Here is a 23,073-nt window from a genome sequence, read left to right as displayed (position 1 = left end):
CAAAGGAGTTTTTCACAATGACAACAACTATAAAGTATCATGAAATAAATTTTACATGGCCCAAAGGCTTTTACAGTGATGGGCTCAACGCAGGAATGCGGCATAAACGCCCTGATCTCGGTTGGCTCTATTCAGAAGTTCCAGCGGCGGCTGCCGGCGTCTACACCACTAACAAAGTCTGCGCAGCCCCCACTACTTTGACCAAAAAACTAATTACAACTAATCAAGAATTACAGGCTCTCATTATGAATAGTGTTTTTGCCAATTCATGTACCGGCTCCCAAGGCATGAAAGATGCCCTATTGGAGCAAGAACTTGTAGCGCAAAAATTACAAATTAAGCCTTCATTAGTTGGAGTTGCTTCAACCGGTCTGATTGGTTCCTTTCTTCCAATGGACAAAATAACTGCCGGAATTGCCCAATTAAAAGAAACGACTAGTGATGCTGTTACTCAGGCAGTTATGACAACTGATACTCACGCTAAAAAAATCAGTGTTGCTTTCAAACTAGCTGGTAAAACCTGCACTATGACAGGCTTTGCTAAGGGCTCAGGAATGATTCACCCCAACATGGCTACCATGCTCGCTTTTATCACGACCGATGCAGCGATCGACCTAACTATTCTTCAAAAACTCACCAGTGAGCTAACGGATAAGACCTTCAACCAAATTACAGTTGACGGCGATACATCCACGAATGATATGGTGGTTGTTCTTGCAAATGGCTTAGCTCAAAACAAGCAGCTGACAACTGCTGGCACGGATCTCGCCGTTTTTAAAGCTACACTTCACCATGTTCTTGCTTTCTTAGCGCAAAAAATTGCTGCTGATGGTGAAGGCGCGACTAAATTAGTCGAAGTTAATGTTAATGGAGCAACAAGTTTGCCAGATGGACAGAAAGTCGCTAAAGCTATTGTCGGCTCTAACCTGGTAAAAGCCGCACTCTTTGGAAATGACCCTAACTGGGGGCGGATCATGAGTACGATCGGCACTGTTGATGCTGTCTTTGACCCGCAAAATATAACTATCAAGCTAAATGACATTCTAGTCGTTGATCATAGCCTAGCCGTTGCCTTCGATGAAAAGCAAGCTAGCACGACAATGGCTGCTTCTAAAGTGGTCATTACAGTTGACTTACACAGCGGTAGTGCTCAAGGACAAGCTTGGGGTTGTGATCTAACGTATAATTACGTCAAAATCAACGCTTCTTACCGGAGTTAACGTCGTTAAGCTAACTCTAACGCCAGTTTCTGTTTTAACATAAGTGAGAAAGGACAACCGTATGAAAGATTTTATTGTTATCAAAATCGGTGGAAATACAATTAACCAGCTAACTACAGAATTCTACTGCCAATTAAAAACCTGGATGGCCGCGGGAAAGAAAATTATCCTTGTCCATGGCGGTGGTTCGACTGTCTCTAAACTATCTTTACAACTAAAATTACCAGTCCGCAAGCTCAACGGATTGCGCGTTTCTGATGAACAGACACTCAACCTTACACGGATGGTCTTATTGGGCAAAACACAGCCACTTCTATTACAAGAACTAACTGCCAATGCAATTCCCGCGCTCGGCTTGAATGCAGCTGATGACCATCTTTTGCAAGGAGATTTCTTAGATAAAGAGCGCTATGGTTACGTTGGTAAGATTAAGAATGTTAATAAAAAGTTGTTAGAGCAGTTGCTGTCAACTCATGTCGGTGTCATCGCACCACTTGCGTTGACAACTGAACATCAGTGGCTTAATGTCAATGCAGATACAGCAGCTGCTGCCATCGCAAGTCTATTGAATGCGACTGCACTTTATCTCATGACTGATGTTCCTGGCGTTTTGAACAAGGGTCAACTAGTACCTAAGCTCTCACTCACGACTGCACACCACTTGCAGAAGCAAAAAATTATTTTAAATGGGATGCAACCCAAAATAACCGCTGCATTCCAAGCTTTCCAAACAGGCGTAAAGCATGTTGCGATCACAAATAAATTAACAACTACTGGGACACTCATTACTCAGGAAGGGGAGGATTAAAAATGAAGCATCTTTTTCCAACATACAAACGTTTTCCATTTGAACTAGTAAAAGGTAACGGGGTTACTTTAACTGACAATAACGGTAAACAATACCTTGACTTAACCGCTGGGATCGGTGTCTGCAATCTTGGCTATAATACTGCTCCAATCAAAGCAGCCGTTAAAGACCAATTAGATAAGATTTGGCACACATCCAACTTATATGAAAGTTCACTGCAAGAAAAGGTTGCTGCGTTGTTAGTAAAAAACGAAGCTAAAGATGTTTATTTCTGTAATTCAGGGACGGAAGCTAATGAAGCAGCTCTCAAATTAGCACGTAAAGCAAGTGGTAAAAATAAAGTTTTAGCCTTTGACCACTCATTCCACGGACGGAGTTATGGTTCACTTTCACTTACTGGTAATGCAAAAATCAAAGAAGGATTCGGTCCACTAGTTCCTAACGTTAAATTTGCTATTTACAACGATCCGCAAGCACTAACTGAGATTACCTCTGATCTTGCCGCTGTTATTTTAGAAATCATTCAGGGCGAAGGCGGTGTTGTTACCGGTGATCCGGCATGGCTTAAAGCTGTTGCAGCTAAATGTAAAGAGGAAAAGGTTCTTCTGATTATTGATGAAGTTCAAACCGGTATTGGCCGGACAGGAACATTATTTGCTTACCAGCACTATAATCTTGATCCAGATATCGTCACCCTAGCCAAGGGTCTAGCCAACGGCCTTCCAGTTGGTGCAATGATCGGTAAAGCTGAATTAGCTCCTGCTTTTGGACCTGGAAGCCACGGAACAACTTTTGGTGGTAACCCGTTAGCAATGGCCTCTGCTGCCGCTGTATTAAAAATCTTAGACCATGAATTTCTTGAGTCTGTCCAGCAAAAGTCACTTTTCCTATGGCATTATCTCCTAAAAGAGATTCAGCCACTAGAATTAGTGCGTGAAGTTTCTGGTAAAGGACTGATGGTTGGTATCCACCTTAAAGAAGATATTAAAGTCGAGAAAATTATTACTAGTTTACAAAAACAAGGTATTTTGACCCTCTCATCACGGGATAACACCTTACGCTTGCTACCACCGCTCATTATAACGGGCTCTGAGCTGCTACACGCAGTTCAGATTATTAAAAGCACCTTAGCGAATGCAATTATTAGTCAATAACAAAACCGTACTACACTATGGGGGTCTTCTGATGAATCATTTTTATGGCAAATCTTTTCTTAAAGAAATTGACTTTTCTGCGGCTGAAATCAATTATTTAATTGATTTCGCTATCCACCTCAAAAGTCTAAAAGAGCAACATATCCCACATCAATATCTAGCTGGAAAAAATATTGCATTATTATTTGAAAAATCTTCAACCCGAACACGGTCTGCTTTCACAGTTGCGGCTAACGATCTAGGTGCCTACCCTGAGTTCCTCGGTAAAAATGACATCCAGTTTGGTAATAAGGAATCCGTTGCCGATACAGCTAAAGTTCTTGGCAGTATGTTTGATGGGATCGAATTTCGCGGCTTTAAGCAAAAGGTAGTTGCAGCCCTAGCTGCGGATAGCGGTGTCCCTGTTTGGAACGGTCTAACTGATGATTGGCATCCAACACAAATGATTGCTGACTTTATGACTCTTAAAGAGCATTTCGGTAGTTTAACTGGATTAACGTTAACTTACGTCGGTGATGGACACAACAATGTTGCTAATAGTCTTTTAGTCACGGGAGCTATCCTTGGTGTTAACATTCATATCGGAGCTCCTACGGAATTACAACCTGCAGCTGCAGTCCTCGCGGTTGCCCAGAAGGCGGCGGCTAGAAGCGGCGCCAAACTATTGATTACTACTGATCCGGCAGCTGCTGCTAAAGGAGCTGATGCTCTCTACACCGATGTCTGGGTCTCAATGGGTGAAGAAGTCGATTATGCTGAACGTATCAAGTTATTACTTCCTTATCAGATCAATCCCAAGCTGCTAGCTCAAACTGGAAAAAAGAGCACCATTATCCTTCACTGTCTTCCAGCTTTCCATGATACACACACTACAATCGGGGCCCAATTACTGCACAAGTACCAACTGGATGCACTTGAAATAACAGATGATGTCTTCCAAAGCAAACAGGCCCTTGTTTTCCAAGAGGCCGCAAACCGTATGCATGCTATTAAATCAATTATGGCTGTGACACTGGGGAATCTATTCATTCCTGAAAGTATCTTTACTGAATAGCAAAAAATTGCTTTTGAAATTTGATATATGTTACTATGACCCTAGTTTATAAGATAAAAAAGGGATCTGAATATTATGCCGACACCACCTAAGTTTCTAGTGTTGTTAAATCGTTACTCAGTTACTGTCTTTTTCACAATTATTGCCCTTATCAACCTCTTTTTGAGCAGAGAGCCCTTGAGTGCAAGGCTAGTTTTTGTCCTATGGAGTTTTGGAACAGCACTCTTTAATGAGACTTTGATCTTTCATTTCTTCTATGCTTCTTCCAGTTCTTCCCGTTATGCAAAAATCAAAGCAGCCTTAGCTCTTTGGCAAGTCTTGCTCACTCTCATCGGTTTCTATGTTACCAGCACATGGTAAGCTTTTTAAGCTTCTTAATCCAACACAGAGCTTATCTTGCTTCCCTCTAAAGATCTTAGAGGGAATTTTTTGTACTTACTATTCAGCCCTACGTGTTTAGAATTCTCACAGTTAATCATCAAACAACTTACTCTTATTCCGTCGATCTATAGGTCGAATAAACAGCTAACAAAATTAAATAATACATCACGCCAGAACCCAATTCTATCTTACTTCAAAAAATACTTATTCATCTTCTAACCCCTCAACAGAACTTGCTTTAACACTGACATAATTGTTATTTATTACTACTGATAACACCACTATTCAGACGATAGTAAACAGGGAGTGCGGCCATTGCACCCACGATTCCTTGGAATAAGTTAGTTGGAACACCCGCTAATCCAGCTTGGAACGTGTAAAGAAGAGAGTCAGCGATAAAATACCCTCCCACCATAATAATAACTCCGACTAAAATAGCACTCGTAATTCCAGCTTTTCCCTTACGAGCACTGAGCTGCCCAGCTGCATAGCCTTCCAAGCCATGAATAAGTAATGAGAAAAGCATATATTGTGGGTACCCAGCAATTAAATCAAGCAAGAAACCGCTCAAACCACCAACAACCAGCCCTGCACGTTTACCTAACAATAACGCAGCAATAAAAATTCCTGCATCACATAAATTAATATAACCATGTGTCATTGGAATTGGAATCAAAAAGATCCTTGCCACAACAACATTTACAGCAATCAACATCGCCACTAGTGCCAACCGCTTTAATGAAAACTGCTTATTATAATTTGTCTTCATCTCAAAACATCTCCTTAATCATGACTCTACTTATACAAAAATGAGAAAACAAAATATGGCAACTAATTGTTTTCTCATTAATTATTAATCAATATTATACCACTTATCCATGAAGATACTAGGCTATTTATTCATTTTCTGCGCTAACTTGGCCATCACTCTACTAAGTCTAATGCCTAGTCTCCGTTCACTATTAGTCTCCGCTGTTTCCCTTAGGGCGAGATATGTCAGTTCGGCAGCCTCATTAATAGCTGCTGAGAAAGCCAGTCCCTGCCACGTAAAACCAGCTAGCAAAGCGGCGAAAACGTCCCCACTGCCATAAAAATGTCCTGCCAACCGCGGAAACATTTTTCGTATAACTTGACCACTTTCGTCCAACCAGATACAGCCTATCTGGTTAGTCGCTTGTTCTACTACTCCAGTAATCACTACCTTACCTCCAGGAAGTATTATTTTCCCTAGTTTTTGTAGCAACTCTGCTTCTGTAAATACAAATTGCTGCTTTAAGGGGGAACCAACTTGTCCTGCAGCAAGAAAACACGCTTCCGTATAGTTAGGTGTAATGATATTAGCCCACTTAAGTAACTGATATAATTGCTGTAAATGCTGCTCTATAAAAGTTGGATACAGCTGTCCATTATCAGCAAAGACCGGATCGATAACTACATGTGTTGGCTCAATTTTTGCTAGTAGACTGTTTAATTCAGTTCCAACTGCAAGCTCGCCGATATAACCGATCAGAACACTATCTAGAACGACTTGTTGCTCTTGCCAATGTTTCCAAACCCGCGGTAGCCATTTAGCAGTACTTAAGCTCACCGGCTGGTCAAAACCTTCGCTTTGAGTTGATAAGATACTTGTCGGCAATAGTGCTGTTGGAATTCCTAATTGGGCTAACAATGGCAATGCAGCTGTTAGCGATAGACTGCCCAGCGCTGATATATCTTCAGCCACTAGCAAATGGCCCTGTCTTTTCACCTCTTCCATAGTGTCTCTTCCCCTCCAGTTTTAATAAATACTTGTAGTTAAGCTAAAAAAAGAAGAATTAAGTATTAGTCACACTCAATTCTTAAACTTTTATATTTATTTATACCAGTTCCAACTATTTTTCTTAGCCGCGGTAATTTGAAACTAAGCCCCAGCCGCCAACACCAAGTGCAAGTACGATACCTAATACCAGTAATATTTTTCCAGTATCAAAAGAAGCTGTTTTTTTCTTAGCCGCTGCCGTTGCTTTGTTTGTATCTTTCAAATTACTATTAGCGTTATTCGCTGCATCAATTGTCTTTTTAGTACTAGTAGATCGAGACTGCTTCATTTCAGTATCTGTTTGTTTACCAGCGGTCTCTTGACCAAGAGCTGCTTTCTGAGTAACAGAAGTACTCGCTGCGGTCTTCCTTTCAGATACTTTTTTCGACGTAGCTGTCTCTGTTTGTCCAGTCGCTACTACACTTTTAGTAGTCTGTTCTGTTAGTAAAGGAATCTTCTTTGCATCTAAGTCAATGTTAAAACCACCTTGGTAATGATAATTGCTGCTTACGATGTCCACTTTAAGTAAACCATATATCTTTTGATGAACGTCTTGTGTTATAAATGAAAATGTATAATAATCTTGCTGTCCCAGTGTCTTTTTCTCAACTTCAGGCTCTAGTCCATTGATCCTTATCACTTGGAATGGAAATGAACCAAGATCATGATTCGTAATAATATTAATAATAACTTTATAATGGCCATCCTCTAACCGAACGACAGCCGGCTTATTAAAATAACCGTCAACTGCTGATTTGTTATTCTTGATCGGTTCTCTAATCGTATAATCTGCATGGTACACAGTCGTTTTAGCTGCCACAGTTGCGTAACTGCATAAAAGACAAAGCACAACCACTGATAGTAATTCCACTAAAAATCTTTTTCTCATGAATCCTCCTCTAGATGCCATTCTGCCTTACTACACTTTAGTCTCTCACTTGCTGATTCAGTTCATATGCGGCCATGGTTTCTCGACTGGTATAACTATCATGCAGCCCCAAGAAGTAACAAGCTAAACTACCTAGTGCAACAAAAACAAAATCAAGCGGATAATCCAGCCAACCGTGTCCGCCAAACTGATGACTGCCAATCAATGACATCAGCGTTAACCACAACATCTCTAAAAAAAGCCAGCGGGTTCCTCGGAGAGTTGCAAGTAATTTCTTTTTACCAGCTGCTTGTCGAAATTCATAAAAAGTATAAAAAATAAGGCCAATAAAAATAACGCCAAAAACTTCAATTGTTGTCGGCCATTTTGCCCAATAAATTGCCAAACTAGCAAGAATATAAGCTGTTGGTGCTAGAAAGACTGCTCCACGCAGTCGGAATGGTCTTTTTAAATGAGCCCCATGCCGTCTAAATGACATTAACGTAACCGGACCCGTTAAATAAGCAATCAATGTCGAAGTAGAGATAACATTCGACAACGTTCCCCAGTTCCGAAAAGCGGCAACCATAACAACTCCTAAAACCAAGTTAACGATCATCGCTCTGCGCGGTGTTTGATATTTCTGATTCAGCTGTCCAAGCCGTGTTGGTAAATGACGAGTTTGTGTCATCGCAGCCAGTGCACGCGAAGTTGTTGCAACAAATGAAACGCCAGTTCCAAAAGGTGAGACAAAAGCATCCATATACAACAGATTTGCTAACCAGGTCAAATTAAGTAAGATCGCAATATCGGCAAAAGGCGATTGGAAATTAACACCATGCCAACCAGCAATCTCTAGCTTTCCGACCGGTACTGCCCCAATAAAGGCCACTTGAAGAAGCGTATATATCACCATACTAATTCCAAAAGCAATCACTATGCCCCAGAAAATATTTTTTTCGGGGTTCTCTATTTCATTTCCCATATTAATCGTTGTCTGAAAAGCATTGTATGAAAAAATAATGCCGGCAGAAGTTGTTGCTGTAAAAATTGCTGAACTACCATATGGCATAAATCCAGCAGCTGCGTGAAAACTAGCAGAATGGAAACCCGTTATAAAAAGAATAGTGATCGTCAGTAGCGGGATAAAGATTTTAAAGACCGAGATCAGGCTCGTAAAACTGGTCAATAATCGAATTGACCAGAAATTCAGTAAAGTAAATGCCAAGATAAAAAGAAAGACAATAACTAAACCTAGGTTAGTAATATCACCTTTTTCAATAAAGACTCGGGTCCAATTCGCCCAGCTCCAAGGCCATGAGCTCATATATTGTACCGCCGCAACAGCTTCGATCGGTATAATCGTTAATAATGAAATCCAATTCGCCCAACCAGCAACAAAGCCCAGCAGTGAACCGTGCGAAAATGATGCATACTGACTCATACCGCCACTAGTTGGAAACATCGTGCCCAACTCGATATAGTTTAATGCGATGATCCCGATTATTATGCCGCCCATTATCCACGAGAAAATTGCCGCTGGTCCGGCAATATGTGCTGCTAACCCTGACCCAAACAACCACCCTGATCCAATAATCGCACTTAAGGTTAGCATCACAATCGAAAACAAACTCATCTTACGCGGCATTTTTTTCTCTCCTTCACTTCAAAATCCAATGCTTAATTATACCACAGTAAAGAAAGCCAGGCCGCAGTCTCCCTATGAATTTGATTGTTATTATTTGGTTCTATCATGTCTTTTGTTACCTAAATGCACAGCCCCAGCCCCAAAAGCAAAAAGTTTGTAATGTACATTTTTGAGTCCTGCAGCGCTAAACATCGCAGCTAACTTTTGAACTGAAACGAATGCCTTAGTTGTTTTTTGCAAATAATCATAATCTTGGTAACGACTGCCTGTCAATTTAGCCATTACAGGCACAACATGGAAGTAACTCTTCCAGCCTAATCGAATCAATGGCTGCTGCGGTTGTGATGTTTCAAGGCAAGCAACCTGACCATCATTCCTTAAAACTCTGGTCATTTCGCGTAAGACCTGATCAGCATCAGGAACATTACGTAATCCAAAACCAATCGTGACGATATCGAAGTAACTATCTTCAAATGGCAACTGCATCGAGTCTCCTGTGACAAGCGTCACCCGTCCAGCCAAATGAGCTGCCTCGATTTTTTTCTTAGCCAACTTCAACATTTCTTCGCTCAAGTCTAAGGCGACAACATGGCCGCTAGGACCGACCTTTTCGGCTAGATCAATGGTTAGATCTCCTGTTCCACAACACAGATCTAAGACAAAATCACCAGGTTGGATATTTAACATCTTAATTGTTTCTGTACGCCAATGTTTATGCAAGCCTAAGGTTATTAAATTATTCATTTGATCATATTTAGGTGCAATTCGATCAAATAACGAATGTACTTTTTGAGGCGGTATATTGTTTGTTTGTACCATCAAGAATCTCCTCCTTTAAAGTTCTAAAAGCTATCCTTATTCTAGTACCTCATCGTAATGTTACCACAAGCATTAACTCAATATTAACTAAAACAGGATTTCTCTCTGCCTTTTGGCTAAGAATAAGTACTAATTAGTGAAGTCAGACTGACTTTAATAAAATATCTAAAAAAAGAACTAGATCAAAAGTAATTTCTGATCTAGTTCTCTCTCGCCATCTCTTAGTAGTTGATTTTTAGCTTAGCAATTAAAGGTTGGTGACTAACCTTAATCATCTTAAGAATTAGCTCTTGCTAATAAATTCTTTGTAAGCTTTCAGCGACTGAAGTGGATAACCTTGAGCATCAAAAAGAGTTACATTATCCCATGTCGTTCCACCCCAAGCAGGTTGACCGTTGTAATACATCACATTGTCAGGAGCATATCCGACTGCATTTTTCGCAGCCCAACCTGTTCCATAAATATCAGCCATCTCTTTATTATACTTCCAGTTATCCCAACCAGCTCTTACTGGAATCCAAGCTGGTTCCCAGTAGAATGCACCTAATCCGCCTTCGTGGACTAACGCTTTATACATATCGCTTAAGGCATCAACTTGTCCTTGCGGTCCAACTGAATAAGCACTTGTGCCAGAACTGATCGAATTACCTGTTCCATCTGCATCCATCAATGAGTTTACCCAACCAGTCTCAAGAACAACAAATTGTTTATTATATTTTTCTTTTACCATTTTCTCGACAGCGATAAGGTTCTCCGGTGTATTTGCACCCTTTTTCAAACCATGCCCGTTGTCATTACCAGTTGACCAGAATGGATAATAAGATGAACCCAGAACATCATAGTCGACCGCATTCTTCTTCAATGAGTCCATAATTGCACTATATTTATCAATATTTGGCGTTTCGATATGAATGACGACTTTTGCATCTGGTGTAGTTTCTCTTATCGCGTGTGCTCCAGCAGCAAGGTAATCGCTTATTTTACCAGCACTTTCTGAATTATTCCAAATATTTGAATAAGATTCCCCTTTATCACGACTCGCGATAATACCTAATAGGCCATTGGTGATCTCATTTCCAACCTGAACCATCCCAACTGTAGCCCCGGTATTATTGAAATCAGCCATTATCTTTTTAGTATAAAGATAAACAGCTTGTTCAAGTCCTGCATTTGTTAAATTTTTCCATGCCTTAGGTACGACCTGTTTTCCTGGGTCTGTCCAAAAATCAGAATATTGTAGGTCAAGTGCCAGTTTCATCCCATACTGTGAAGCCTCTCGAGCTATTTCAAGCATACTTGCTTCATCTGAAGCGCCACCACCGTAAGTATTATTTTCACGGTCATATGGGTCATTCCAAATCCGCAAGCGCAGATAATTAACTCCAGCATCATGTAGGACTTTAATTAAACTAGCTTCCTTGCCATCAAAATCATAGAACTTAACACCCGCATTCTTTAAAGCGATGTAACTAGAGATATCAACTCCACGAGCCATATCTTTTGTCATCCCAGCGATCGGTTTGATGGTAACTTGTTCATATTTCAATCCTGTTTCAGTACCGTTTTTGTAGGCCGCTGTAATCTGATCATTTGTCATCTTAGAAGTAGGCGTTGCAGTATTTTCTGTTGGCTTTACTACATCATAGACAGCTTCTGCTGAAACGGTCACGATTAAGTTTCCACCATAGACCGCACCTTTGTTATACTTAACAAAACCAGCCTCTTTATCATCTGCATTCTGGCCTTCTAGCCAAAATTCATAATGATATTTAGCTCCATAACTGTCAGTATATTCTTTTGTTCCAACAAGTGCTGTTGTCATTCCACCAACTGAATTAGCAATTGCGCCTAAATTAGTATCCTGGATCTCCTGGCCCGCACGTCCTCTCAAAAGATTAGTCAGCTGTGTTGCATTTACAGTATTATCTACTTCTGAATCAGAAAACTGCGCATCTTTTTGAAGCTGTTCTTGTCCCTGTGCTGGACTAGGATTCTTGTAAACATTATCCACTTTATACACTATCTTAGAGGTTGCTGTTGTCACCGTGTTGGCTGTGTCAGGAACTGCTTTGTAGAGCACCAATGCGCCCGTCCAGCCATTCGTATTTTCGAGATCCTGGATACCCCCAACACCTAATGAAGACCAAGTTTTATCGTTCAATGAATTATACCAGTCTCCAAATGCTTGTGCTGTTTTTTGAGCTGCTTCAGTTGCTGTTGTAGCCTTCACATTAGCTCGATACACAAGGACTGTCCCGTTCATGTTAGCGTTTTTGCGCAGATAGTCCTCAACGATTACTGTATCATCTGAAAGATCCCCTTGTGCGATCAGCTGTGCTTGATCATGCAATGCATACGCCGCGTAATTATCTTGACTGTTTTTTAGATTCGTATTTAATTCTTGCTTACCGCTTTTAGTCAGTGCCACATTAATAGCAGTTGTTGTCAGGTCACGATAGGCTTGAATATCATATTTGTTTTGGTCGCGTAAAATTCCGTCTTGACCAAAATCATATTTTTCGCCATCTATTCTGACGGTCCCCTCAGTCATCGCACCCGTATTCTTATCGAAATAATAACTAGCTTTATTTATCGTCTGCCATGCATATTGCATCTGACCTTGATTATTATAATAAACAGTTTTGTTTTGATCTGAAATTTTTTGGAACCCGGTCTGCATTGCGCCGGTGTTCTTATCAAAGAGATACCAGTTATTTTGAATGTGCTGCTGTCCATATTGCATCTGACCTTGGTTATTGTAGTAAACCGTCTTGTTTTGATCTAGAATTTTTTGGAAGCCAGTCTGCATTGCACCGGTATTCTTATCCAAGAGGTACCAATTATTTTGAATGTGCTGCTGCCCGTATTGCATCCGGCCTTGGTTATTGTAGTAAACCGTCTTGTTTTGATCTGGAATTTTTTGGAAACCAGTCTGCATTGCACCCGTATTTTTGTCAAAGAGATACCAACTATTTTGGATCTGTTGCTGACCGTATTGCATCTGACCCTGATTATTGTAATAAACAGTTTTCCCTTGGTTTGCAATATTCTGGAACCCGGTCTGCATTACCTTTTTATTATTAAAAAGGTACCAATGTCCGTCAATTAACTGCTGTCCTACCTTAATATTTAACGCCCCAGTAGTCCCATTAAACTGATATGCACGACCATTCACTTTCTGTGTTCCATGAAGCATTTGACCTTGCTTATTGTAGTAAACCATCTTATTCTGAGCAACAATATAATAGAAACCTTTCGTCATCGCACCCGTATTTAGATCAAAGAGATACCAGTTATTCCGAATCTGTTGCTGACCATGCTGCATTTGACCCCGGTTATTATAATAAACGGTTTTATTTTGTTCAGGGATATTCTGGAAACCAGTCTGCATTGCACCCGTATTCTTATCAAAAAGATACCAGTTATTTTGGATTCGTTGTTGACCGTATTGCATCTGACCGCGATCGTTATAATAGACTTTCTTTCTTTGGTCTGGAATATCCTGGAATCCCGTTTGCATCGCACCCGTGTTCTTATCAAAAAGATACCAGTTATTTTGAATCTGCTGCTGACCGTGTTGCATTTGGCCTTGCTTATTGTAATACACTGTTTTCTTTTGTTCTGGAATTTTTTGGAACCCAGTCTGCATTGCACCCGTATTCTTGTCAAAAAGATACCAGTTATTTTGGACTCGTTGTTGCCCATATTGCATCTGACCAAGCGTATTATAATAAACCGTCTTATTTTGGTCTGCTATCTGTTGAAAACCGACTTGATACTTGCCATTTTCATCATACAGATACCACTTGCCATTTTGCTGTTTTTGTGTCAGTTTCTTAACCGGTTGTACAGCTGCTGCCTGTTGTTTTGCTTGAACGTCAGCTGATCGTGTCACCGTCGCAGGTTTGACACTTTTAGCTGTGGCTGTTTGTTCATCCTTCTTTTGTTCATTAGAAGCAGTAGTTGTTGTCTCAATCTTTTGAGATTGAACAGCCGTCTGACTAGAAGCCGTAGTTGTAGCAACTGATGAAGCCTTTTCATTTTCTGATGTAGAAGTAGCTTGTTTGCTTGAAGCTTGTACTGTCGTCTTTTCTGTTACACTTTCTTTATTTGACGACTGAGCAGCACTATCAGCTTTAACCGTTACGGCAGCTGTAGCCGGTGTTTTCTGTGAAGAATCTGTCTGTGTTTGAGTTGTAGTTTGTGAATTACTTTGCGTATTTTGGATCTGTGAACTCGTAGTAACAGCCGCAGATTTTTGTTGTGAAACACTTGTTTCTGTTACCGTTGTTTCTGCTGTCTTTGCATCCGTTCCATTGACGGTATCGGCGTGGACAGTACTTGAACCAGCGGATACTCCAACAGCTAAAGCTGCTGTGGCTAATGCAGCATAAATCCAGTTTTTACCGGCTTTATACATTTTGTAATGCAGTTTACGTTCAATCATTATTTTCTCCTTTAAAACATATATTCTCCCATTTATAATATACTAGATTTCATCCTTTTAATAGTTTAATCTTACTTTTTTTCCGAAAAAAAGTGATATTTTTATAGTAACATCCTCTTCAACCATACCAGCTCTAATCTTCCAATGTTTTTTGCCCGTTCATCTACTTAAGTGTATCTATAACTAAATCTGTTATCATTCTGTCACTAAGTTTATGTACAATAATATTGTGCAAGTAACGATCCTCGATTGAAGATAAGCAACATCAGGTTTCTTGCCTATTCTAACCATTTTAGCTTGTAACGTTCCAGTAGCTAAATTTCGTTGGTACAGTTTCAATTTATTTAAATCACAAATAGTTCACTTTGAAATTCTATATTTGTCTTCTGGTTCGATTACCGCCAAAATCATAGCGTACCCCAAGTATCCTTTTAAAACCAATGTTAAATTTTTTCTTAGCCCTATAGCTATGATCCTTTTCTTCATGAAGCTTTTCTTTACTGGGAAAAAGCAATGTAATGACAGTTATTCTACTTTATCTGTGTTTTCTAAGAGACAGTTTAGGCCAATTTGTTTCTTATTGAACAGACACCGTTAAACTGCATGTCGTCAAATAAACATTTCTGCTTTATTCTATAAACATTGATAAGACAAAGACATGGAGGTCTCACTATGTATAAAAAATATATAAAAAACGAACAGTTCAACTTTCAAATTAATCGCTTTATGGAACCTTATCAAACAAACATTACAGTACAAGAAGAAATTGCAACAGGTGTCAAGAAAATCACTGATCAGGAATCTTGGTTTGCAACTTGGAATAAGGCTGCGCAGAATGCCGAAACTAAAGATCGCTATGATTTAGCTTCGGCTTATTATCAAATGGCGGACTTCTTTCTTAGCGAACACGACCCGCGTAAATTACCCACATATAATAACTTTAAGCAAAACTATTATAAAAGTATTGACACCTCGATGATCAAATTTGATAAAGTACCTTATGGTGTCGGTGCAATGCCGATAGCATATATCAAACGTCCAAATGCCACGAAAACATTAATTTTTCAGGGAGGATTCGACTCATATTTGGAAGAATTGATTCGTTTAACATTTCAACAAAATCTGTATTCCCAGTTAACAGAGTATAATTTCATTCTGTTTGAAGGTCCAGGACAAGGTGAGGCACTGCGTTCTGGCATTCCATTAACTCATAAATGGGAGAAACCAGTCGCCGCAATCATTGATTTTTATCATTTACAATCAGTTGACTTGATAGGAATGTCATTAGGCGGGTACTTAGCGGCGCGTGCAGCTGCTTACGAACCACGCATAAAAAAAGTTATTTGTTTTGATGTTATGTACGACATGGCTGACGCAATGCTGATGCGAATGCCAGGAGTTGAAAAGATTCTTAATCAATTAGATGATCCTGCCGTACAAGAAGGATTAAATACTAAATTAGTCTATCTAATGAAAAAAAGTGTGGACTTTGCATTCACGATGGGTAAAGGAATGGATATTACCCTTACTAAACGACCTGTTGATTTCGTCCTAAAGCTGCGCAAGTATACTATGGCTGGAAAGTTAGATCAGATTCAGCAAGATGTTCTCTTACTTGGTTGTACCAAAGATCTGTACGTTCCAGCCGAAACAACTGCTAAGGAAGCTGCTCAACTTGTTCATGCCCGATCAATTACCACGAAGGTATTTACTGAACAAAGCGGGGGAGAACGCCACTGCCAGGTTGGAGCTAAACCATTAGCTGCTAAAGCAATCATCAGTTTTTTGAACGAAACTTTTTAAAATTAAATTGACAAATTCAAGTTTCTCGCCAGATCGTTAAGTCCAGCCACAATTTTCGAATTAACGGTACCAGTGGTTAAAGTATGTTTAATAAACACCATGGAGATTGCAGCATATAAATCAGTAGCATAATCTAAAGGTATTTCAGTTCGATCTATAGACATATTATTCTGATAAGCACGTGTAAATTCATTTTTTAGAACTTGCTCATATTCAGTCATCAACGTATCACCGTTATCAAGTTGAATAGTACAAAGCAAATTGATTTGATTACGATTATTAATTAAGTATTGCGCAAGGCTTTCCAATACCAAGTTAATTTGATTAACTGACATTCTTTTTGCAATTAGAGTTTGAAAATCATCTCGATAACGTGTCATTAGGCTAGCTGCTAGAGTATATTTATCCTCGTAATGCTGGTAAAAGGTTGGTCTGCCAATTTGTGCCTGTTTGACAAGTTGAATGACTGATAATTTCCGAAACCCCTGTTCTTTCAAGAGATGAAAGAAACTGTTCGTAATACATTGTTCAGTTTTAATAAAACGTAAATCATGCTTCATGATTAAGTTCCCCCACGATTAATTAAACATATTTTTAGCATACAGGCTCCTCTTAAATTGACGGAAATACCAATTTAGGAGGAGCCTTTAACATAACTGATTATATACTATAAACTACTTAGTTCTACCGGCAAACGCTACAAATAAAAACATTTTTCTGATAACATTGTCTCAAAAATTATCCTTTAGCTAAGGATCACGCAGGGATATTTTAGCAAATTCCTACAACTGAACCTAAGTTTATTGACTAATTCCTTGGTCAAACTATTTCGAAGTAATAGCTTACTGTTATTGACACACCACTTATTTTAATGTTTTTCAATTTCCATGTATTTTATTTAGGCTCTACAATATTGGACGTGATGGATCTCTACATCAACACCCAATTTTCATGGGCTCTATAATATCTGTTGTTAATAATAGATTTCTCTATTACTAATGACAGATTTTTTGTATATTATTATTGAAGACAAAAAAGCGGACATTTCTATCCGTTCATAAAAACCAACAACCACGAAGATTTTTCAGAAAGAAGGAAATGTCCTTATGTGTAATGATACTCCAAAGTTGTTATTAGGTATATAAGTATATAAGTATATAAGATAATCATATCAAAACTGAGGATGGTACCAAAAAAATGATGGCGTTATTTGGCTAAATGGCACTTTAGATTACCGTTCAAAGTCTTGTCCTCATTGTGGTATCATCAATGATGGTTGGCGCATGACAAACGTTCGTTTCGCGAAAGTACTTGGAAATAACGTTATCCTGCAATTAAAGTGGAGAAATTTTCAATGTAAAGAGTGTCAGACCACTTTCTTAGCCCAAACAAACTTATAACATCTTAAACCATGTATGAACCGCGATTCAGCACAAAAACTGGAGTAACTACGCCGCCGCTTTCTGGAATATTGAAGGTTGTTCTGAAGAAATGAGCAGCACAATTAAGATGCTTCAAACCCATCATGAAAAAATCCACAATACCTTTATTACTCAGTATTCAAACGGACCTCTAGAGGGACCTGATAATAAAATCAAAGCGATCAAACGAGCGAGTTTTGGTTATCGTAGCTTCTTCAGCTTTAGAACCAGGGTACTATATTTTTCGAATCCATACAAAAAAAGTTCTAATCACAAAGTAATTAGAACTTTTATAAGTGGATTCACCAACAACAGTTGACGAAGAGCCATTTTTTTGTAAAAAAGGCAATTAGTTAGCAAAAGACTTTGACAGCTTAAACAATAGTGATTGTAAGTTTTTCAATAAATCTGTATACTAATCAGAACAAAGTGATAATCGAAGTAATGTTGAATGGAGACAAATAATAATGGTTGACGTATATGTTGTAAGTGCTTTTAGTAAAAATAATACTGGCGGTAATAAAGCTGGTCTTGTTTTTGATAGACCCGATTTGACTTCTGTTCAAAAAATGGCAATTGCCAAAGAATTAGGATATGCTGAAACGGCTTTTATAACCGAATCAAAATTAGCGGACTTTCGTTTAGAGTATTTCACACCTACGGAAGAAGTTCCACTTTGTGGACATGCTACCATTGCAACATTCACCTTTCTGAACTTGACAAATAAATTATCTAAAAGTGACTATACGATAGAAACAAAGTCGGGTATTTTGTCCATGAAAGTCGGCACAGACGGCATGGTATTTATGGAACAAAATGTTCCTACTTATTCTAATATACTTACATCAGATTCATTTAATGCATGTTTAGATACAAATTCAATTGACTCAAAAATACCAATTCAGATTATATCAACAGGATTGCGCGATATTCTTTTACCAGTAAGGTCAAGTAAAGCACTTCAAAAATTAAAGCCGAATTTTAAAGCTATGGCTGCCTTAAGTAAAGAGCAAAATGTAGTTGGTGTTCATGCATTTTCACTTGAAGAGAGCGAGAGCAAAATTACTGCAATTTGTAGAAATTTTGCACCTCTTTATGATATTGATGAAGAGTCGGCAACAGGTACATCTAACTGTGCTTTGGCCTGCTATCTATTTAAATATGTGGAAAAGAAGTCACAATATACTTTTGAGCAGGGGTACAATCTTAATAGCCCATCAAGAATTGTCGTTAATTTAACAACTCATGATAATGTTATTGATGGAGTATTTGTGGGTGGATATGGTTATTTAGTAGAAAATAAATCAGTATCGGTTTAAATTATTAATTAAGAGCAATCGAAACAAAAAGCACAGCCGTAGACTTATGCGATGTGCTTTTTTTAAAGAATTAGCATCTAGGGTGCAAGATTTGGTTTCAAAATTAATTGAATTAACTTTTGCTTATCGTGATTTAGACTTGCTGATCAAGGGAACTGCTTGTAATAACAAAATAGGTAGTTTACTAAAATATTAAACATGTGGTTTTCAGGTTAATATTTGCTCTTACCACTTCTAGTTTACATAACCTATCTTATCAACACTAACAACTATACCAGTCCTTCACGTGCCCTTGTGCATTGACCCCTAATCACAAACTTGCCGTAACCCTTTAACTTCCTTTCACATACGCGCATTTTTTAGAATTACACAATCTATACCACTTACTGCTTCTTTCTCTTTTTTTGTCTCTTTCTTTTCTTGTCTTTAGAATTATCAGACCATAAATAAAATTGTAACATATCAATAATAAAACTTATTAAGTCGCCCCACATAATCTCTTCTCCTTCTTCTCGTTTACTCTAATCTAAGGTAACAACTATCTTTCTTCTTTGCACTCTTTTTTTATTTCATGTTATAATGAATTCGCAAAGAAAATTAGTAGCAATATGTGCACCAAAGCCCCTAACAGGTCATAACTGTTAGGGGCTTTTTAGTGGGCTAAATGTTGCCTATTTAGTTTTACTTGCGGTGTTTCCGATTTAGCCAATCAGTAAACCAAGCGACTATTAAGCCAACCACAAGGGGAGCAAAGAAATTAGTAAACAATTTGTGCACCTCCCAACTGTTGCAGTTTGGGTAGGCAACTTTTTCATTATACCTTATTTATCGTCCTTGCCACCAGTATCGTTTTTTTGATATCTTTAACGTTTCTGGCGTTTTAGGCTCGTTCCTAACCTTTTCTACTTCTTCCGTCTTAATCGCAATATCAAAAAACCCTTTGAAAGTAACTATTCCTTAGCTGAACGCCAGAAAGTTAAACACGTAGTCATTGATTTCCATACACAGTACCAATCCGCAATTTGCAGAATCTTTCCAGAAGCAAAAATGATTGCCGATAACTTTCATCTAGTTCAAATGGGACTCCAAGCGTTGAATCAGACACGCGTCCAATTAATGCATCACTTCGCTCAAAATTCACGAGAATATCGTATCCTCAAACATCATTAGCGTTTATTTTTAAAGACTTATTCTGATTTAAATCAACGCACTTACCTCGTTGTGCATTTTCTAGTTGATATCTTAAGAAATCACAATTACTCAAACATTGAATCAAGCTGACAGCATCAGCCCATAGCTTGAAACAACAATAAAAACCTATCGTAAACACTTACCACTAATTAAGAACATGATGGCAAGCAGCTATTCGAATGGTCCACTAGAAGGGGTTAATCGCAAAATCAAACAAATTAAACGCATGGCATACGGCTGCAGAAACTGGTCACATTTTTATACCCGGATTAGAATTGAATTTATGATTCGAATAAAAAAAAGAAAACCAATTCGAAAATGAATTGATTTTCCCATAAAATTTTCTCATCAACACCCGTTAACAAAGAGCCCAAAAGTCCGCTGAAGTTATCTTAATATGCTTTGAATTATGATGCAATTATATGTTCAATCAAGCTCTGAAACTATGGGCAAAACAGTTTTAGTCTAAATAGCTATTATGAAACATTATCCATCCTCGATTTGTTCCAATTGGCGCTATTTTATTCAAAATAGGCTCCAACTCATGGTAAAAAGCCGCTGCAGCTGGGGTCAATCTCTTTGTCATTGCTTCACGCTGCAAACTAACCATTACCTTATTAACGACTGCTACTGTATACCTATTTTTTTCCAGATCTTTCTTTGCCATAAGTCCAATTTTTCTTTCACGTTCTGAAATATCAGGGTTTAAGACAAAATCATACATTTTACTCAATATTTCTTGGTTCTCTATTTTACTTTTTTTAAACACTATGATCACTTCTGACTTTTAATATTACTGTCTAACTTTCCAATTATTCTAAGCGTTATTTTTTGAATATAGTTCGGTCAGCACAGTTAAACTGCTGAGCTTCAACTTGTGCCTATTATTGAAAAAGAGGAATCTCTATTTTAAATCCTAGTTGGATAAACACCTTACCTTAAAAAGATTAACACAAAAAAGGCTGCAGGGTAAAGCTCACACTACAGTCCTTTTCGTTATCAAATTCAATTTAATTTCTATCACAATAATTTTAAGCTTTACCTATGTAGTATCAAGCAACAGCTATCACTTCCGGAATAAAGCTATTCACTTATCATTCCTGTAACTACCACAATAAACTACTTTAATTCATCTTCTGCTATTTTAGCTAGTAAATCACGGGAAGGGATAAAGAAGACCTGCCCAGATAAAAGTGTTGAAAAGGTCAAGAGAAAATCACTTTTTGTCAGCATATTCTCCAACATTCCTCTAATAACATTCCAATGACGAGCATAACCGATGAAATATGTTCCTGTGTTACCTATAGCGGGATCAGAAAATGGTACATTCATTCGAATAATCTTTTGTTCCACCCCATCAACCTCAAGTTTAGAAGCTACATTATGTGCATTTTTAAACTTTTTCTCGTCATCTAGTTCAAAATCACTAAATTTTTCTCGTCCAATAGCTTTTTCTTGATGTTCAGTCGACATATGTTCCCAGACCGGCATATCATGTTTCCATTTTTGGGCGAAAGCATAGGCGCCATTCTCAAATAATGGGTCTTCATCACCAACTAGGGCATATGCTGCAGCATCTTCCGCCTGCGGGGCTTCAGTACCATCAATAAACCCGATAATAGCCCGTCCTTCAAAGTAACGAAAACCCTTTGTTTCATCGATCACACTTGTAAAAGGAGCAAGGACTCGTTGAAACTGTGTTTGACATTCATAAACAACAGCTTCATTACTGGCACGGATATGAAAAAATAGATCTCCATCTGACGCTGGCATCTCATATTTCGGACCTTTTAAAGTTGTATAAGTCTCAAGCTCTTTCGGTTTAGGTGCATTAGGAAATAAATAGTCCCAAGCTGCATTACTGATTCCAATCGCCACCTTCAACTGTGAGCCTACTGCAGGTTCAGCATCTCGAATACGCAATGAACGGATAATCGCCTGCGAGCGGTCAGCAAATTCTTGAAAAGCAGCCCGTTCTTGTTCTGGATCTTGATGATTAAATTTTAAGACCGTAAATTGAACATGCTCCCCCACATCTTTCCAGACATCTTGCGCACACTTGGCATTAACTGACATATAAAAATACCTCCAAAATTAATTATTATTAATATTCCTCTTTAGCTAAATTAAACTATTTCTTTATTGGTAATTAATCTAAACTAAATATCACATAGCAATAATATCATTTATTTATATTTTGTACAATCTATTATTGCATTGATTTATCCTTAGGGTTTCCTCAAGTGTATTTCTACCCTCGCGAATCTATACATCATTTTCAAATTCTCCATGCAACTCTTATTACAGTGCTTTAAGCTAGGGCTTCACTTGAATACCGATATCATAACTGTCCTTGCTAAGATATCTATAAAAAACCAGTAGTTTTACTTTAACTTATTAGTAAGCAGTAAACCGGGAAGAATGGATACTGCTGTTGAAACAGTTGCCCAGAAAAGCGAATTAGAAGAATGAACAATTACGAGTAACAATATTTAAAGCAACTATTTAAATTCTAAACACTGATGGGTATACCAAAGTAACTTTTGCCAATAGCGCTAAACTCGCTGGTACTACTCGTCCCGTTCTGTATCAACGTTGGGAAAATCCTTTTATGCTTTTATATGAAGCAGAACAATATTTTTCAGATGATATTAAATCACTTGCTGAGCTTGACTTTTCAGGTGCCACAATGCGTGATAATTTAATTAGAACTATAAGTCATTTTCATTCATCCCCACGCTTTATGCATGCCTACATGGTTGAACTTGGTAATGAGACCCCTTCTGCTCAAAAGTTAGAAAAAAAGTTAAAAAAAGAGAATCTATTCATTATGGAACGTTTACTAAGCCAGGCTCAACTAAATGGTGAAATCAAACATACGGTTACGGATTATGTTAAACTTTTACCCTTTAACCTACTGCTCTATCAAGTAATGATCGACCAAGCTGAAGTTACTGATGCTTGGGTTAATCAAATGATCGATGAAGTGGCACTGCCTGCCATAATGGCTCAACAAAAGGAGCTACATCATTGATTATCTACTAGCATTTAGGAGGATCAGAAGTAACGACATGGCTTAACTCCAGCCGAATATCGTAAACAGTATTTAGCTAACAATTAAAATAAACACGTCCAACTTTTT

Annotated in this window: 22 protein-coding genes; 11 read left to right on the top strand and 11 right to left on the bottom strand. The window is 38.3% G+C overall.

The window, feature by feature from the left end; translation table 11 throughout:
* The first annotated feature begins 17 nt into the window (after positions 1-17).
* The 5 genes from argJ to FC81_RS08035 all read left to right on the top strand — a co-directional run bounded on the left by argJ (position 18) and on the right by FC81_RS08035 (position 4,596).
* Positions 18-1,220, top strand: a complete 1,203-nt coding sequence (argJ, locus tag FC81_RS08055; RefSeq protein ID WP_057745444.1) for a bifunctional glutamate N-acetyltransferase/amino-acid acetyltransferase ArgJ — start codon at positions 18-20, stop codon at positions 1,218-1,220.
* A 61-nt stretch (positions 1,221-1,281) separates the two neighbouring features.
* Positions 1,282-2,028, top strand: coding sequence for an acetylglutamate kinase (gene argB / locus FC81_RS08050; protein WP_057745441.1), 747 nt, complete (start codon positions 1,282-1,284; stop codon positions 2,026-2,028).
* Between the two features lie 2 nt (positions 2,029-2,030).
* The gene (locus FC81_RS08045) at positions 2,031-3,182 is read left to right on the top strand and encodes an acetylornithine transaminase (protein WP_057745439.1); all 1,152 of its coding nucleotides are present in this window, start codon (positions 2,031-2,033) and stop codon (positions 3,180-3,182) included.
* 31 nt (positions 3,183-3,213) lie between these two features.
* Entirely contained in the window at positions 3,214-4,236 is a 1,023-nt protein-coding gene (gene argF, locus FC81_RS08040; protein ID WP_057745436.1) for an ornithine carbamoyltransferase, read from the top strand.
* Positions 4,237-4,311: 75 nt separating this feature from the next.
* Positions 4,312-4,596 carry a hypothetical protein gene (locus FC81_RS08035; RefSeq protein ID WP_057745433.1) on the top strand — a complete coding sequence of 95 codons (285 nt, stop codon included), beginning with the start codon at positions 4,312-4,314 and terminating at the stop codon, positions 4,594-4,596.
* A gap of 277 nt (positions 4,597-4,873) precedes the next feature.
* Here FC81_RS08035 and FC81_RS08030 read toward each other — a convergent pair whose 3' ends face one another.
* The 6 genes from FC81_RS08030 to FC81_RS08005 all read right to left on the bottom strand — a co-directional run bounded on the left by FC81_RS08030 (position 4,874) and on the right by FC81_RS08005 (position 14,197).
* A complete protein-coding gene (locus tag FC81_RS08030; RefSeq protein WP_057745430.1) occupies positions 4,874-5,386 on the bottom strand; it encodes an ECF transporter S component in 513 nt (170 codons plus the stop codon).
* A gap of 123 nt (positions 5,387-5,509) precedes the next feature.
* A complete protein-coding gene (locus tag FC81_RS08025; protein ID WP_057745428.1) occupies positions 5,510-6,373 on the bottom strand; it encodes a bifunctional hydroxymethylpyrimidine kinase/phosphomethylpyrimidine kinase in 864 nt (287 codons plus the stop codon).
* Positions 6,374-6,497: 124 nt separating this feature from the next.
* Positions 6,498-7,304 carry a hypothetical protein gene (locus tag FC81_RS08020; RefSeq protein WP_057745426.1) on the bottom strand — a complete coding sequence of 269 codons (807 nt, stop codon included), beginning with the start codon at positions 7,302-7,304 and terminating at the stop codon, positions 6,498-6,500.
* Positions 7,305-7,341: 37 nt separating this feature from the next.
* Positions 7,342-8,931 carry an APC family permease gene (locus FC81_RS08015; protein WP_057745423.1) on the bottom strand — a complete coding sequence of 530 codons (1,590 nt, stop codon included), beginning with the start codon at positions 8,929-8,931 and terminating at the stop codon, positions 7,342-7,344.
* Positions 8,932-9,021: 90 nt separating this feature from the next.
* On the bottom strand, positions 9,022-9,750 hold the full coding sequence (locus FC81_RS08010) for a demethylmenaquinone methyltransferase (protein ID WP_057745420.1): 729 nt from the start codon (positions 9,748-9,750) through the stop codon (positions 9,022-9,024).
* A 283-nt stretch (positions 9,751-10,033) separates the two neighbouring features.
* On the bottom strand, positions 10,034-14,197 hold the full coding sequence (locus tag FC81_RS08005; RefSeq protein ID WP_057745417.1) for a glycosyl hydrolase 53 family protein: 4,164 nt from the start codon (positions 14,195-14,197) through the stop codon (positions 10,034-10,036).
* A 672-nt stretch (positions 14,198-14,869) separates the two neighbouring features.
* Here FC81_RS08005 and FC81_RS08000 point away from each other — a divergent pair.
* Positions 14,870-16,000 (top strand): alpha/beta fold hydrolase, encoded by a 1,131-nt coding sequence (locus FC81_RS08000; RefSeq protein ID WP_057745414.1) that lies wholly within the window; start codon positions 14,870-14,872, stop codon positions 15,998-16,000.
* A gap of 2 nt (positions 16,001-16,002) precedes the next feature.
* Here FC81_RS08000 and FC81_RS07995 read toward each other — a convergent pair whose 3' ends face one another.
* A complete protein-coding gene (locus FC81_RS07995) occupies positions 16,003-16,560 on the bottom strand; it encodes a TetR/AcrR family transcriptional regulator (protein ID WP_057745411.1) in 558 nt (185 codons plus the stop codon).
* Between the two features lie 844 nt (positions 16,561-17,404).
* Positions 17,405-17,527, bottom strand: coding sequence for a hypothetical protein (locus FC81_RS11230; protein ID WP_268871912.1), 123 nt, complete (start codon positions 17,525-17,527; stop codon positions 17,405-17,407).
* Here FC81_RS11230 and FC81_RS11180 point away from each other — a divergent pair.
* Positions 17,492-17,740, top strand: a complete 249-nt coding sequence (locus tag FC81_RS11180) for a transposase (protein WP_235804660.1) — start codon at positions 17,492-17,494, stop codon at positions 17,738-17,740. The two genes, FC81_RS11230 and FC81_RS11180, sit on opposite strands and share 36 nt — an antisense overlap.
* Before the next feature lie 148 nt (positions 17,741-17,888).
* Entirely contained in the window at positions 17,889-18,740 is an 852-nt protein-coding gene (locus tag FC81_RS07990; RefSeq protein WP_057745408.1) for a PhzF family phenazine biosynthesis protein, read from the top strand.
* 681 nt (positions 18,741-19,421) lie between these two features.
* Here the strand turns inward: FC81_RS07990 and FC81_RS11280 are convergent.
* The gene (locus FC81_RS11280) at positions 19,422-19,517 is read right to left on the bottom strand and encodes a type I toxin-antitoxin system Fst family toxin (protein ID WP_157054750.1); all 96 of its coding nucleotides are present in this window, start codon (positions 19,515-19,517) and stop codon (positions 19,422-19,424) included.
* A gap of 150 nt (positions 19,518-19,667) precedes the next feature.
* On the opposite strand from FC81_RS11280, the gene FC81_RS11275 reads away from it, so the two are divergent.
* The gene (locus FC81_RS11275) at positions 19,668-19,910 is read left to right on the top strand and encodes a transposase (RefSeq protein WP_083478794.1); all 243 of its coding nucleotides are present in this window, start codon (positions 19,668-19,670) and stop codon (positions 19,908-19,910) included.
* Between the two features lie 139 nt (positions 19,911-20,049).
* Entirely contained in the window at positions 20,050-20,253 is a 204-nt protein-coding gene (locus FC81_RS11270; RefSeq protein ID WP_420806351.1) for a transposase, read from the top strand.
* A gap of 138 nt (positions 20,254-20,391) precedes the next feature.
* Here FC81_RS11270 and FC81_RS07985 read toward each other — a convergent pair whose 3' ends face one another.
* A complete protein-coding gene (locus FC81_RS07985) occupies positions 20,392-20,706 on the bottom strand; it encodes a bacteriocin immunity family protein (RefSeq protein WP_420806350.1) in 315 nt (104 codons plus the stop codon).
* A 344-nt stretch (positions 20,707-21,050) separates the two neighbouring features.
* The gene (locus FC81_RS07980) at positions 21,051-22,007 is read right to left on the bottom strand and encodes a Dyp-type peroxidase (protein WP_057745405.1); all 957 of its coding nucleotides are present in this window, start codon (positions 22,005-22,007) and stop codon (positions 21,051-21,053) included.
* Between the two features lie 535 nt (positions 22,008-22,542).
* Here FC81_RS07980 and FC81_RS07975 point away from each other — a divergent pair.
* Entirely contained in the window at positions 22,543-22,965 is a 423-nt protein-coding gene (locus FC81_RS07975) for a hypothetical protein (RefSeq protein WP_235804659.1), read from the top strand.
* The last annotated feature ends 108 nt before the right edge of the window (positions 22,966-23,073 follow it).

It is taken from the genome of Liquorilactobacillus capillatus DSM 19910 (genome assembly GCF_001434915.1).
Lineage (GTDB): Bacteria > Bacillota > Bacilli > Lactobacillales > Lactobacillaceae > Liquorilactobacillus > Liquorilactobacillus capillatus.
Note: the sequence above shows the minus strand (reverse complement) of the source record. Positions and strands in the feature narration are given on the sequence as shown.

Coding starts and splice junctions, on each gene's coding strand:
- argJ (WP_057745444.1), top strand. CDS start 18: ATGACAACAACTATAAAGTATCATGAAATAAATTTTACATGGCCCAAA.
- argB (WP_057745441.1), top strand. CDS start 1,282: ATGAAAGATTTTATTGTTATCAAAATCGGTGGAAATACAATTAACCAG.
- FC81_RS08045 (WP_057745439.1), top strand. CDS start 2,031: ATGAAGCATCTTTTTCCAACATACAAACGTTTTCCATTTGAACTAGTA.
- argF (WP_057745436.1), top strand. CDS start 3,214: ATGAATCATTTTTATGGCAAATCTTTTCTTAAAGAAATTGACTTTTCT.
- FC81_RS08035 (WP_057745433.1), top strand. CDS start 4,312: ATGCCGACACCACCTAAGTTTCTAGTGTTGTTAAATCGTTACTCAGTT.
- FC81_RS08030 (WP_057745430.1), bottom strand. CDS start 5,386: ATGAAGACAAATTATAATAAGCAGTTTTCATTAAAGCGGTTGGCACTA.
- FC81_RS08025 (WP_057745428.1), bottom strand. CDS start 6,373: ATGGAAGAGGTGAAAAGACAGGGCCATTTGCTAGTGGCTGAAGATATA.
- FC81_RS08020 (WP_057745426.1), bottom strand. CDS start 7,304: ATGAGAAAAAGATTTTTAGTGGAATTACTATCAGTGGTTGTGCTTTGT.
- FC81_RS08015 (WP_057745423.1), bottom strand. CDS start 8,931: ATGCCGCGTAAGATGAGTTTGTTTTCGATTGTGATGCTAACCTTAAGT.
- FC81_RS08010 (WP_057745420.1), bottom strand. CDS start 9,750: ATGGTACAAACAAACAATATACCGCCTCAAAAAGTACATTCGTTATTT.
- FC81_RS08005 (WP_057745417.1), bottom strand. CDS start 14,197: ATGATTGAACGTAAACTGCATTACAAAATGTATAAAGCCGGTAAAAAC.
- FC81_RS08000 (WP_057745414.1), top strand. CDS start 14,870: ATGTATAAAAAATATATAAAAAACGAACAGTTCAACTTTCAAATTAAT.
- FC81_RS07995 (WP_057745411.1), bottom strand. CDS start 16,560: ATGAAGCATGATTTACGTTTTATTAAAACTGAACAATGTATTACGAAC.
- FC81_RS11180 (WP_235804660.1), top strand. CDS start 17,492: ATGAGCAGCACAATTAAGATGCTTCAAACCCATCATGAAAAAATCCAC.
- FC81_RS11230 (WP_268871912.1), bottom strand. CDS start 17,527: ATGATGGGTTTGAAGCATCTTAATTGTGCTGCTCATTTCTTCAGAACA.
- FC81_RS07990 (WP_057745408.1), top strand. CDS start 17,889: ATGGTTGACGTATATGTTGTAAGTGCTTTTAGTAAAAATAATACTGGC.
- FC81_RS07980 (WP_057745405.1), bottom strand. CDS start 22,007: ATGTCAGTTAATGCCAAGTGTGCGCAAGATGTCTGGAAAGATGTGGGG.
- FC81_RS07975 (WP_235804659.1), top strand. CDS start 22,543: ATGCTTTTATATGAAGCAGAACAATATTTTTCAGATGATATTAAATCA.